At 56.6% G+C, this 11,299-nt stretch carries 17 protein-coding genes; 8 read left to right on the plus strand and 9 right to left on the minus strand.

The features are described from left to right. Positions 1–1,918, plus strand: a 1,918-nt coding sequence (locus QA609_RS23895; protein ID WP_278305127.1) for a TraM recognition domain-containing protein, incomplete at its 5' end; no start/stop codon positions are given. Between the two features lie 54 nt (positions 1,919–1,972). Here QA609_RS23895 and QA609_RS23900 read toward each other — a convergent pair. Together QA609_RS23900 and QA609_RS23905 are read right to left on the minus strand one after the other, a co-directional pair. After that, positions 1,973–2,248, minus strand: a complete 276-nt coding sequence (locus QA609_RS23900; RefSeq protein WP_278305128.1) for a helix-turn-helix transcriptional regulator — start codon at positions 2,246–2,248, stop codon at positions 1,973–1,975. 93 nt (positions 2,249–2,341) lie between these two features. Continuing rightward, positions 2,342–2,659, minus strand: a complete 318-nt coding sequence (locus tag QA609_RS23905) for a hypothetical protein (RefSeq protein ID WP_278305129.1) — start codon at positions 2,657–2,659, stop codon at positions 2,342–2,344. A 386-nt stretch (positions 2,660–3,045) separates the two neighbouring features. Here QA609_RS23905 and QA609_RS23910 point away from each other — a divergent pair, with 386 nt between their 5' ends. Beyond that, positions 3,046–3,330 carry a HalOD1 output domain-containing protein gene (locus QA609_RS23910; protein WP_278305130.1) on the plus strand — a complete coding sequence of 95 codons (285 nt, stop codon included), beginning with the start codon at positions 3,046–3,048 and terminating at the stop codon, positions 3,328–3,330. Positions 3,331–3,361: 31 nt separating this feature from the next. Here the strand turns inward: QA609_RS23910 and QA609_RS23915 are convergent, their stop codons facing one another. The 7 genes from QA609_RS23915 to QA609_RS23945 all read right to left on the minus strand — a co-directional run bounded on the left by QA609_RS23915 (position 3,362) and on the right by QA609_RS23945 (position 7,508). Then, entirely contained in the window at positions 3,362–3,835 is a 474-nt protein-coding gene (locus tag QA609_RS23915) for a response regulator (RefSeq protein ID WP_278305131.1), read from the minus strand. A 410-nt stretch (positions 3,836–4,245) separates the two neighbouring features. Beyond that, complete coding sequence (locus tag QA609_RS23920; protein WP_278305132.1) at positions 4,246–5,139, minus strand: restriction endonuclease; 894 nt, start codon at positions 5,137–5,139, stop codon at positions 4,246–4,248. After that, complete coding sequence (locus QA609_RS23925) at positions 5,139–5,561, minus strand: hypothetical protein (protein ID WP_278305133.1); 423 nt, start codon at positions 5,559–5,561, stop codon at positions 5,139–5,141. Before QA609_RS23925 ends, QA609_RS23920 begins: the two co-directional genes overlap by 1 nt. Beyond that, on the minus strand, positions 5,554–5,985 hold the full coding sequence (locus QA609_RS23930) for a hypothetical protein (protein ID WP_278305134.1): 432 nt from the start codon (positions 5,983–5,985) through the stop codon (positions 5,554–5,556). Before QA609_RS23930 ends, QA609_RS23925 begins: the two co-directional genes overlap by 8 nt. Before the next feature lie 247 nt (positions 5,986–6,232). Continuing rightward, positions 6,233–6,409, minus strand: a complete 177-nt coding sequence (locus QA609_RS23935; RefSeq protein ID WP_278305135.1) for a hypothetical protein — start codon at positions 6,407–6,409, stop codon at positions 6,233–6,235. Between the two features lie 86 nt (positions 6,410–6,495). Then, positions 6,496–7,065 (minus strand): SprT-like domain-containing protein, encoded by a 570-nt coding sequence (locus tag QA609_RS23940; RefSeq protein ID WP_278305136.1) that lies wholly within the window; start codon positions 7,063–7,065, stop codon positions 6,496–6,498. A gap of 8 nt (positions 7,066–7,073) precedes the next feature. Further along, complete coding sequence (locus tag QA609_RS23945; protein WP_278305137.1) at positions 7,074–7,508, minus strand: hypothetical protein; 435 nt, start codon at positions 7,506–7,508, stop codon at positions 7,074–7,076. Between the two features lie 151 nt (positions 7,509–7,659). Between QA609_RS23945 and QA609_RS23950 the strand changes: the two genes are divergently transcribed. The 6 genes from QA609_RS23950 to QA609_RS23975 all read left to right on the plus strand — a co-directional run. Next, positions 7,660–8,013, plus strand: a complete 354-nt coding sequence (locus tag QA609_RS23950; protein WP_278305138.1) for a hypothetical protein — start codon at positions 7,660–7,662, stop codon at positions 8,011–8,013. A gap of 600 nt (positions 8,014–8,613) precedes the next feature. Then, positions 8,614–8,844: a hypothetical protein gene (locus tag QA609_RS23955; RefSeq protein ID WP_278305139.1), complete on the plus strand. Its 231-nt coding sequence runs from the start codon at positions 8,614–8,616 to the stop codon at positions 8,842–8,844. A gap of 115 nt (positions 8,845–8,959) precedes the next feature. Then, positions 8,960–9,088: a hypothetical protein gene (locus QA609_RS23960; RefSeq protein ID WP_278305140.1), complete on the plus strand. Its 129-nt coding sequence runs from the start codon at positions 8,960–8,962 to the stop codon at positions 9,086–9,088. A 96-nt stretch (positions 9,089–9,184) separates the two neighbouring features. After that, positions 9,185–9,556, plus strand: a complete 372-nt coding sequence (locus tag QA609_RS23965) for a hypothetical protein (RefSeq protein WP_278305141.1) — start codon at positions 9,185–9,187, stop codon at positions 9,554–9,556. Between the two features lie 544 nt (positions 9,557–10,100). Then, positions 10,101–10,364, plus strand: a complete 264-nt coding sequence (locus QA609_RS23970) for a hypothetical protein (RefSeq protein ID WP_278305142.1) — start codon at positions 10,101–10,103, stop codon at positions 10,362–10,364. 798 nt (positions 10,365–11,162) lie between these two features. Beyond that, a partial coding sequence (locus tag QA609_RS23975) for a linear amide C-N hydrolase (RefSeq protein ID WP_278305143.1) occupies positions 11,163–11,299 on the plus strand: 137 nt, incomplete at its 3' end.

Consider the following 11,299-nt stretch of genomic DNA (forward strand, 5'->3'; position numbering starts at 1 on the left):
TCTCACTGAAGCGTCACAGATTGATAAGATGCTCACGAAGGCTCGTTCGAAGAAGCTTGGATTGTTGTTGGCGACGCAGACGCTCCATCAGTTGGATGCAGAGGCCCAACAGGCGATTCTGTCGAACTGCAACACGCTGGTCTCATTGAATCCGCTGTTGCCTGATGAGGCTCGAGCGCTCTCTGATCGTTTTGGTGGAAAGGATCCTCGAGATTTGACCCAGATCCCCGACTACCACGCCCAGACGAAACTGCGCCACGAGGACGACTCGTTCATGGCGAAACTGACACCACCGTACCCGCCGTTGCACTCGATCGAGGAAGCGTTCGATCTGATCCAGCAATCGACCGAACGCTACGGCATCGAGCGCCAGTCTGGTCGGGAGATCCTGGACGGTCTATTCTTCGCCGACACCGGACAGTCGGATGCAGCCAACGCAGTTGGTCGAGAGAACACCGAGGGCTCCGTCGATGAGCCGATGGACGTCGATGATGTCGAAGCTGCACAGACGGCACTCAAGGCGATCTACGACGAGACGATCCGCGCCGAGTCAGACTTAGTCGAGACGTCGGCTGCAGAACAGGCGGTGACCGACGCGACTGGCCTCGAGTACACGCAGGCGTCGAACATCGTTGAACGGCTTGAGGCCGTTGGTGCCCTCGAGCAGCGGAGTACGAGCGGGGGGCTAGAGATTACGGTCACGCCCGAGGGTCGCGGTCAGATCGGTCTCGAGACCGGGTCGGGTGGATCGGGCGGGAAGAGCAAGCACCGCCATATGCTTCGTGAGGTCTACGAGTGGGGGACACGGTCCGGGTACGAGATGAAATTGCCGACCCAGGACGGTGATGAGTTGCCCGACGCGGTCGGTGAGGTTCCGTCGGCGATCGTTCCTGACGGCGATCTCTCGGAAGACGAGCGTGACCAAATCGTTCGGTCACGTCTCGAGGGCGAGTATCCTGCAATTCTCGAGCTCTCGGGGACGGAGACGCTGTACATCGAAGCCGAATCGAAGGGGCTCTCGAAGCCCGGTGGTCCGATCAAGAACGCCGCGAAGGCCCCGAGTCCAGAACAGCTGTTGTTCGTCGTCGGTGACGGTGGCGACGACGGACTGACGAGAAACGCCGAGCGCCTCGCGGCGATCTTCGGTGCCGACGGCAGCGACCCGTTCGTGTCGGTTCGGACGCCGGCGGGGGTTTCCCGGAAGTTCTACACTCGCGGGCAACTCGAGATGGCCCGCGACGACACCGGTCTCGAGAAGCTCGCGATTGTGCCAGGCGACGTTTCGACGAAGTGGGTCGAACTTGAGGACGACACGATTGTCTGTCGCGATCGGGATACTGATGAAATATACCTCCAGTTTGATGGGCCTGAGGACTACCGCGAGCGCGATCCCAGCGATGCACCGGCGACCGTTCACTACGACCTCGAGGACACCAACTACGTCGTTGAACGTGACGGTGATGTTGAGCGGAAGTACGGTGCGAAGGGGCCGCTTACTGACGAGTGGACGTACATCTACGAGCCCGTTATTCCCGAGGCGATGTTCCGTGAGCACGGCCATGGCTCGGTTCCCGAGCCCGAGGCGTTCCGGATCGCTATCGTGCCGAACGATGATCGCGACCTCGAGGATGATCCCGAGTTGCTCATGTTCGACGTTGGCAGCGAAGCGGCGGTCCCGATCGAGACCTGGCTAGACGGCTCGACTGGTAGTGTTGAGACTAGCGACCTCGAGTCCGATACGGGGGACGACGGCGAAGGTGGCGACTCGCCGGATGCAAAGCCACTTCGGGAACAGGAGGCACCTGTATCCGAACCCGAGGCGCCAGAGCCACGGCCGGATCCGGAACAGCAGTCAGAAGAGCAGGCGGGTGATGACGATGAAGATGATGGTATAGGCGCGTCCTGGACCGACGTCTAACTCCAGTTTACAGTCGGGATAGGGGAATTCCCCGGGGCTTGACCCCGAGGCGATTCACACGTCGACGTACTGTGATTCCCACTCACGGCGTTCCTCAATGGCTTCATCCCCTTCATCTGTGAGGGCATAGTAGTTCGTTCGCCGATCGAGTTCGCCTTTCTCGACGAGATCTTTGTTGACGAGCGTGTCGAGATTTGGGTATAGCCGCCCGTGGTTGATCTCGGTACTATAGTAGGTTTCAATCTCGTCTTTGATGTCCTGCCCGGATGGCTGATCGGCGGCTGAGATGACGTACAGCAGGTCTCGCTGGAAGCCTGTAAGATCGTCCATGCTGACTTATCCTTGTACCTGTATATTGTTATCCCTGTCGTATGCGATTGCCAGTCTCGAGCTACAATTCTGGGAGAAACTGTATTGTCTGGTTTAGTTTTGATTTGAAAGTGATGAGCTATTTGCAGAAGTAAACTGGTCGAGGAGGGAGTCGACGACTGAGCCACTGCTTTTCTCCGTGTCTGCAGAGTAGTCCTCTCGAGGATCTTCATACACTTCGAGTTCAACACGGCTTGCAGCCGAGAGTTTGCCTTCGAGCACCTCGAGATTGAGAATTGCAGTCTGGTAGATCACGAGCGCACGGCTCTCATTAACGTCCAGATACTGGATGCTGAGCCCCTCGAGCGTTGAAGGCAGATCAATTGGGTACCCAAAGGTATGTTTTCGAGACGGATCCGAATCGCTTGACATCGGATTCTTATTTGTGGCCTGTGCAAATAGACCCTCTCTCTTTGTTGCAGTAGCTGAAGGTTCTCTGTCGAGACATCTTCGGGAAAGGATGGAAAGGAGTTGCAAACGGGCCACCGGTCAGGTGGGGAGCTGATGCCGGTGGCCAGGTGCAGGGTGGGGTGCTGTGTGGCAGTGTCGCGTTGGGTGGTGCGCGACACTCGGAATACTCGTTGGAGTCATTATCAATCTCTTGCTTGCCCTACGGGCTCGAAGCGATATTTCGGGGTTGGCTCCCGAACGTGTTAGCCGTGAACGCCGGGCTGACGTACTCAACCCCGATAAACGATCACTGAGAACGGGTCGGCTGTTTGCGAAGCAATTTATACAGGGATGTGGCAGTCCGTGCTATGCCAAATTCACCTGTTCAGCAGACAAGTGGTGTTCCAGTGTCGAAACAGAGTCCTCACCATGAGATGACACCCGTTGTTGCAGTCGTTTCTGCAGTTGCCGATGCTTCTGGCACAGATCCACTCGAGTTGCCGCCCCTCAGCAACGTGATCAACCCAGAGGCACTGAACGACTTGGTCGGCACCGAGCGGAGTTCCGGTCTGCAGTCGGTTTCTTTTGAGTATGCTGGCTACGATGTCGTTGTCTCCGGCGCTGGCGATATTGAGGTCGTTCGATCCGAGTGAATTGGAGGCATAGGATGGCAGCCATTGACAATCACCCGTCTGATTCGCCATTATCATGGATAATAGCGAGCCAAAAGTCCTCGGCTTCTTTGGCAAATGCGACGAATTCTTCAGCCTCGACTGGTTTTTGGATATATTCGTCCGCCTCGAGGCCGTGAGATTTCACGATCTCTTGCCCGACTTCTGAGCTCGTGAGAACTACCACTGGGATCTCCTTCAGTTCTGGCTCGTTATTCAGCTCCGAGAGGACTTCCATGCCACTCTTTCCAGGCAACTGGGGCTCAAGTAAAATGAGGTCCGGTTGTGGCACCTCTTCATACTCGCCACGCTGATTCACGAAATCAAGCGCTGCTTCCCCACTAGAAACGGTATGAATAGTATTGAAGATCTTTCCTTGCTCAAGGTTTTCCTCAAAAAGACGGATATCACCTTGATTGGGTTCGACTAATAAAACATCGATCAATTTTCCTGTTTCATTGTCACTTTCCTCACTTGGTGAACTCATATCACTGCATTAAGCTGCAAGCTTAAAAGATAAACGCTGATAATTTCTTCGGAGCAACTCAGTTTGTTTTGTCCTGAAGGCGGTGGAAAGGCTCAGTGTCACATGCCGGTGTCCTATGTCTCGATTAGCTCGAAATCAGTTCCGTCGCAGAGAGGACATGAATCCCAGTTTTTGGGAGTGGGATCAGCATCGCTCACCGCTTGTAGAACAAATCCACAGCCTTGGCATTCACTAAAGATGTCCAAGCAAGAGTAGTTATGGTGTCAATTGACATCCTTCTTCTCCCCCAGTAATTTGGTAACAGGAAGCGAGGAAGAGAAAAGGTTTCATTCGCACAGCTACGGATCGACTGGCTCTCCGAAATCCAGTCGAAATCAATTATCAGTCAACGGGGAGAAAATCAGTATCAGTCAACGAATGAATTCGCCGGCATTGAATGGATGCTCGAGACCGGCGAACTCCTTTCGCCGGTACAGGTAGACCAGTCCTGCGAACGTTGCGAGAAACGGCGTGAACGCGACGACAGCGTAGAGGTACCACCAATAGCGTCGCTCGTGAGTCTGATTGAGATACATCCCATCGAGTGCGAGCGCGATCGGCAAGCCAGGCCACGCGATCAGGATTGCTAGGCCAGCGATCACGCCGAGACCGAGCGGTGGCTCGACGAGAAACATAATCGCCGTCGCGATCGCCCAGCAGCCGGTCGTGATTGCAACCCAGTGCCAGCGAGGTTTGAGGCCTGGCACCGATGGAAGTGACGAGAGAAGGCCGCCTACTTTGGCTGAATCGGTGGATTTGGTGGGCGAAGATAATGGTTCAGATCCGCTCTCATCACGCGTTGGCAGCGGGAGGTATTCAGCGACGAGATCCTCGGCGCCTTCTTCACGAATGATGTGAACGAGGCCATCACCGTCGATCGTTTTGACGTTCAGGTCCCGTGCAAGCTCGAGGCCCTGTCGGGAGAATTCGTTAGTCGTGACGACTAGCACCTTGTCGACGCCGTTCTCTTGGTGAGCGAGAGATGCGTACTGTTGGATCTCTGGTGAGCCAACGGTCGTGTTCGGTCCGTAGCGCTTTGCCTGGATGAGTACCTTCGACTCATAGGGGTAGGACTTGGTAGCCCGGACGTCGACACCGCGATCGTGTGTGCCGCCATCGACTGCAGCGTCCCATCCTTTTCGGTCCCAGAGGGCCGCAACGAGTTCTTCGAACTCGAAGGGATCCATCTGTTGGAGGTAGCGTTTGAGTTCGTAGTCAGTGACGTTGGGAACAGGTCGCGCTTCGGCGGCCTGTGCTTCGGCCACTACAAACCACGCTCACGTTCAGCTTCTCCGTCTACGTCACGCGATTGAGCAGCTTTTCCATCAGCACTCAATCGGTCGTCGTCTTCGTCCAGAAGGCCAGCATCCGCGAGCCTGTCGAGAGGCGTTCGTGAGTAGTCGATGTCGTCGCCACCGGGTTGATACTCCTCACCGAGAGCTTTGGCGGCACACTCGCTCCAAAGCCGTCCCTTGAGGAAGTCATTATCGAGATGGTCGAGGTCGACAGTCCGCCATCGGCCGGCACGAGGCGTATGGCGACACGGTGTCTCCGATTCGTCTCGCGTGCTCTCTTTGGCAGGGATGTGGATCGCCCGGCCCGATTCCGAGTAGGTAGATCGAATCCAGTAGTCGGCGGCTTCCCGGATGGCGTCGATGTCGAGAGCCGATCGAGAAGCGTCAGCCATCGTTCTCATCATCTAACTCGTCGCGGTCGATCTGGACGGTTCTCTCATCGGGGCGCTCGAAGGCAAGCAGCTGATCGCCGGCCCACACGTTCAGCTCAGGTGGGTTATCCCAGTTGATCTCATCAGAGTCGATCCCAAGTGCCTCAAGGACCTCTTGCGGGACAGTGAGCATCATTACGCTTCCGTCACCTTCGAATCGGATCGAACTCGCGAGCGGGTCCGTCCGGCCGTCGATCCGCTCTTCCACGCCGATCGCGGGAACCATGCCGATCTCCTCGACGGCGTGCGGATCGAACCGGAACGAGCCATCCTCGAGACCGGCCGCGCGGATTGCGTTCGTGATCCGGACAACGACCGATCCCTTCGCCTGTCGGAGCTTAGCAGTCTGGATCTCTCGAATGTCGACGTTCTTGTCTTCGGTCATTGGGGTTAGGATATGTTTGTGCCATGGATCCGTGTTGCGTCGGCCTTCAGGCAGGGAGGCCGTCGAACCAGAAGCCGGTGCGCTGAGTCGAACAGCGACGGCGTCGCGAGGACGCCACCCACCATGGTACCGGTGATGTCGGCCAGAGGTGTCGGGACGTATCATCCTGACATCCCGTCCCCCTCGAGCAGCGCTTTGGTGCAGCCCTCCAGGTCGTCGCAGTTCCCGTGTTTGATCACGAGTTCAGCTAGGCTGGCACTGGAGTGCACACCGGGCACCGCTTCAACTCATCAACGCTCTTCGGCTCGACATCGCCCGTGGATTTGAGTAGCTGGGAAAGCTGCTGACCGCGTTCGCAACTCGCGACGATGCGGGCTTCCTCGGCCGGCTTGTCAGCGTCTCGGATCTCAATCGTGAGTGCCATGGATTCTGTCAGGGAATATCCGACATATCAATATAATATATGGGAACAACATAAAGGTACTGATCGACTGCAGGGAGGGCGCCAGATCAGGCGTCCTCAACTCGGAGATCGCCACCGCACTGACAGCGATAGTTGCTAGGGTTCTTGACGATCTTCGAGCGCTGGTAGCGCGGGTCGCGCTTCTCGCAGTCATCGCAGACAATCCAGTATTTTGGGTCAGCAAAGCGCTCGCAGTGGCGATCGGTGTCAAGTGGATCAACCCACCGGGTGAACGTTGGACCGTGATCGGCTTCGCCGTGCTTGTGGAACTGGTAGGCGTGGATCAGCTCGTGACGGACCGTCCGAGCGAACTTCTGCCAGCCGTACTCGCGGTATGCGTCCCACGAAAGTCGGATCGTGATCTGATCGTTCGCTCGGTTGTAGCCGGCCTTTCCTGCCGAGCGCTGCATCTGGGTCGATGTCTCCCAGTTGATCGACTCGACCGGCAGCTCGGGGAAGTGCTCACCGGCGACGTCGGCAGCGTGCGACGCCGCTCGAGCACGTAGCTCCGCTTTGGTCTCGGGTTCGTCGAGCTCGCGTTCAGCGACGCTGTCGGCCGTCTCACTATCGGTAGCGGCCTCGAGTGCGTCAACGAGCGATAACTGTTCGGTGGACATCGGCCCGTCTACTCCTCTTCGGCGACCCGCCAATCCACGTTTTCGTCCGTGTCAACCTCAACGCCGTCGTAGAGTTCAATGACTTGCTCCGCAGTGGCCTTCAGGTCGTTGGAGAGTGGCTTGAATTCCTGATTCTGCGAGACAACGACCGAGCGTGGAACACCCTCCCACTCGAGTGGCAGCGGGAACCAGCGCTCGAAGGCAACGTTCGCACCGGTGTCAACGTAGAGAACGACCGTCTGACCCGGTAAAAGGCTGACATCTTCGCTCTCGAGCGTTCGGGCAACGGCGACGAAGCGCGTCTTCCCGTCAATCTGTGCGTCGCCAGGTTCGTCATGCATCATCTGGATCGTCTCGTAGTCGATCATCTCGACCTCACCCGCCGCGAGGCCTCGGTTCTCGGTCTCTGCTTCCGTTTCCGCGTTGGGTTCTGCAAGTGCCATGGTTCCGGTCAGGGAGCGCCCCTATAACCATACAATATATGGGTAAGATAATAAAGGTACCGAATCGCCTGCGAGCCATGACCGACCGACAGTTTTAACACACTACCCATACAATATATGGCTACAGGGAACCACTCCCTGACTGGATTCCATGGCACCCGAAATTGCGACACAGAACGACGCTGGAAGCGCCGGACCGACAATCACCGATATCGACGACCGTAGCGTTCGCGCCCTGACTGAGTACATGACCGTTCTCAAGGACTTCGACCACGTTCGCGGGGCTGACGACATGTACGTCGTGATCACTGAGAAGCAGTACACGGTCGACCTCCGCGAAGGGTCGTGCACTTGCCCTGATGCGACCTATAACCTCGGAGCGGGTGAGCAGTGTAAGCACGAAAAGCGGGTCCGCTACGCCACCGGCGACTGGGAGATCCCGGCCGGTGTCGACGAGAGCTCGATTGATCCCGACCTCGGCGAGCACGTCACGCAGAGGGACTAACAATGCCCGAATGTGACAACTGCGGCGCTCACGTGACCGAGCAATATCGGCGCGTTTTCGCCGCGAATGATGGAACGCTGCACGGCTGTCGCGCCTGCCGTGAGCAGGTTGAGATATTCAACGGTGCCGGCGCCGGCCTCGAGACCGACACCCTTCGGCTCTAGCCGCGGCGGCGCTACATCGTTTTTCAGTTTTTAGCACCCAACAGCGTACGAGCTCGCGATCTCGAGAGTCGAGTGAGACAGTGAGGGTTGTGGCTCGGTTGGGAGATCGTGATCACCGACGGTCTACTTGGACCCGGTACTTCCCGGTTGAGGATGTCCCCCGAGGCCCCTCACACAGTCGACGCAGATTGTGGTCCGAACGCCGGTGTCCGCTCCTCGAGGGGATCGGTTCGACGACTGGTTCGCGCCGGATTCGCCGAAGCGACCGCCCGAATGCTCGCCTACGAGTTCACTGCCGGCTGCGACGAGTCGTTTTCTCAAGACGGGGCACTGACGTTTGACGTTTAGCGTACTCGAGAGCAGCGACGAGAATCGGTACTTTTAATATAGCAACCATACAATATATGGGTACAGGGAGACACTCCCTGACTGATCCATGGCACGGAAAGACGACCTTCAAACCGAACTGACCGAGAACGAAGACGGATTCTGCACGCTTCAGGTACAGAGCAAACGCGGCGGCGGGACTCGCGACGAGGACCGCGTGAAGGCCACGCTCGGGCGGAACTCGATCGAGGAGATCGAGGAGGACCGCGAGCAGTTCCTCGAGATGGTTGAAGAGACCATGACCGAACGCCGATCGAGCAACCAAAGCGACAGCGAATAGACCCATGTCGCTCCGTTTTGAGAGCGCTGCCGAGAGTGACCAGCGACCTGTCGTTGCCGAAGCCCGCGCTGTAACGGCACCTGAACGGCCAGGCGATCGGCAGCACGAGAAGATCATGCAGAAGCTCCACGAGCGGCGAACGATCGACAAGAATCGTACGCCGGTGCCCGAACCCGATCGCGCTCCGATCCGCGTCGACGACCCCGGCTGCACCGAACGGCAGTTCCGCCAGATAGTGCTCTAGCGGAGGTCCTTTTATGATGGACACTCAGAACTACAACACCGATTTGGATCAAACCGCCGAAAGCACCGCCTATGAGCGTATAACGGGGGGATTCTGATGGGGGCTGTGACGTTCGAGACGCTGGCGTTCGGGAAAACCGTCGAAGAAGCGTTCTCGAAGGCTGTCGAGGACGCTCGAAATATGCACGGTCACGGCGGCTATACCGGTACGATCGCTGAGAAAGACACGTTCGAGGTGATACCCGAACATGAGCACAAAGGCCGGCAGAAACGCACTGTCGCACACGAACTGATCGAAGAAAGGGACGAGCGGATACAGAGCAAGCGGGGTCCTGCTGGAGCGATCAACTGCTCGGGCACGACCGAAGCGGTATCGCGAACGAAAGGACCTGAAAGGCAAGCACGGCGACGTCTGGCTGTTCTTCGGTTGGGCGTCCCGCTGATCTCCTCCTTTTCGAGCGGCGTCTAACAGATCGTCGCACCCGGTCGGCCGATTGATACAGCTCCCTTGGACGACTGTCTTCGAGTCCGCTGAGCTCGACTCGTAGCCCGTCCGGCAGCACCAATCGGTACAGATCTTTTCTGGCGAAAGAAGGGCTTCCAATGGTTTGCAGCTTGACCGCGTTCGGTACTTCTCTTTCGGCGGCGCCTTGCGATCTGGGATCAAAGATCACCGAGCATAGAAACTGCTGGATCGCACCATCTTCTTGCGAAGATTTTTACAGACAGGCTGGCAACATCCTGTTGCAGGGCCCACGCTCAAGACTGATTCAATGCCATGGATCCGGTCAGGGATTGTGGGCCCTGCAATTCTAATCGCTGAGATACTTCTCGTGAAATATAGCTCTGCGTCAGTCGTACATCTGGTTGAATCACTTGTATGAGCGAGTTCTTACGGACGGTGAGGAGAGTCGCCGGTGCCAAGACTAACAGTTACCATCACCGACAAGTAAACCGAGTTCCTCAAGGAGAAAACAGGGGACGGCAGCGAGTATGAATCGAAGAGCGAGGCGGTGAGAACTTTCATCACCGAGTATGAGCGCCTCACGGAGCGGGTGGATGAACTCCAGAACGAACGTAATCGCTTACAGCGGCAACTCGCGGTTACGAACAGTCGTATTGACGAGGTCATTGAGTTAGTCGAGTACGTCGACGAACAGCGAGAACTCGAGCGTTACCGGGAGCGTCGCGAGCGTATGGTCGATCAGGCCGGTGTCCTCACTCAGGCAAAGTGGAGGCTCACCGGTATCCCTGTCGACGGCGAGCCTGAGGAGTGATCCGATTTAACCAACAACTGGGTGTATATCGGCCGATGTTGGTTAAGGTCATGCGCTTTCCGCGAAACGGACTACGAGAAACGAGTACAGATAGCTATTTACTGTTGTTTCAGCAGTCGTTGATTGCGCTGCAACAGCTGACACTTGCTGATCGTCTGCACGGTAGTCAGAGACTGCAGAAATTGCAGAAGATAGCCATCTAACTTTCGGCATAGTAATGGTTCTCGTTGGGACAGTGAAAAGATGCAACCATCAAAAATACGGGAAGTCACGTGTCCGGAGTGTGGAGAAATCAGTAACGTTCCAGCTCCCGAAGCGGACGTGGAACTGGAGATCAGCCCGTACAGACGTGCATTCGGCGACTACACGGAAATCGAATGCTTGGACGGGCACATCTTCTGGGTCTACTACTGCTAACTGAACGCGTTTGCTATTAGTCGTTCAGTTTGCAGGTATACGTAGCTGATTCAGCACAGACCAGTCGGAACAAACGAACGTCTTTCGCTGCATCTATCCTCTATACGTAACGGCTGGCTCTCTTGAGTACAGTTGCGTTCGAGACGAACACGCGTTACGTAGAGAGGCGAACCTAGCACAATCACTTCCATCCGCTAATGGATGTGTTTAGAGAACCGTGCTGAATACACAACGCGAATGTGGCACATCATCCGACTTGATATACAAAAAGTAATGATCGTTTGGTCCAGACCGTATGGGATTTATTCCCTTGCTCGAGGTATCGTGGATTCGTGTTTGGAAATGAATAAACGACTGCCGATAGAGAGGGGGAGAGCCTAAATGTGTACGCGGTTGGTCTACATCGGGCCCGAGAATCTCGTTCTCACCGGCCGATCGATGGACTGGCACGGCGAGATCGGCACGAACCTCTGGGTATTTCCACGAGGGATGGAACGATCGGGCGAAGTCGGTCCGAA

The organism is Natronococcus sp. A-GB7 (assembly GCF_029688865.1).
GTDB lineage: Archaea > Halobacteriota > Halobacteria > Halobacteriales > Natrialbaceae > Natronococcus.

Excerpts from the sequence above, each read along its gene's own strand:
- QA609_RS23905 (WP_278305129.1), bottom strand. The coding sequence starts at position 2,659 with ATGTCAAGCGATTCGGATCCGTCTCGAAAACATACCTTTGGGTACCCA.
- QA609_RS23915 (WP_278305131.1), bottom strand. The coding sequence starts at position 3,835 with ATGAGTTCACCAAGTGAGGAAAGTGACAATGAAACAGGAAAATTGATC.
- QA609_RS23955 (WP_278305139.1), top strand. The coding sequence starts at position 8,614 with ATGGCACGGAAAGACGACCTTCAAACCGAACTGACCGAGAACGAAGAC.
- QA609_RS23950 (WP_278305138.1), top strand. The coding sequence starts at position 7,660 with ATGGCACCCGAAATTGCGACACAGAACGACGCTGGAAGCGCCGGACCG.
- QA609_RS23945 (WP_278305137.1), bottom strand. The coding sequence starts at position 7,508 with ATGGCACTTGCAGAACCCAACGCGGAAACGGAAGCAGAGACCGAGAAC.
- QA609_RS23925 (WP_278305133.1), bottom strand. The coding sequence starts at position 5,561 with ATGGCTGACGCTTCTCGATCGGCTCTCGACATCGACGCCATCCGGGAA.
- QA609_RS23930 (WP_278305134.1), bottom strand. The coding sequence starts at position 5,985 with ATGACCGAAGACAAGAACGTCGACATTCGAGAGATCCAGACTGCTAAG.
- QA609_RS23935 (WP_278305135.1), bottom strand. The coding sequence starts at position 6,409 with ATGGCACTCACGATTGAGATCCGAGACGCTGACAAGCCGGCCGAGGAA.
- QA609_RS23960 (WP_278305140.1), top strand. The coding sequence starts at position 8,960 with ATGCAGAAGCTCCACGAGCGGCGAACGATCGACAAGAATCGTACGCCG.
- QA609_RS23940 (WP_278305136.1), bottom strand. The coding sequence starts at position 7,065 with ATGTCCACCGAACAGTTATCGCTCGTTGACGCACTCGAGGCCGCTACC.
- QA609_RS23910 (WP_278305130.1), top strand. The coding sequence starts at position 3,046 with ATGCCAAATTCACCTGTTCAGCAGACAAGTGGTGTTCCAGTGTCGAAA.
- QA609_RS23965 (WP_278305141.1), top strand. The coding sequence starts at position 9,185 with ATGGGGGCTGTGACGTTCGAGACGCTGGCGTTCGGGAAAACCGTCGAA.
- QA609_RS23900 (WP_278305128.1), bottom strand. The coding sequence starts at position 2,248 with ATGGACGATCTTACAGGCTTCCAGCGAGACCTGCTGTACGTCATCTCA.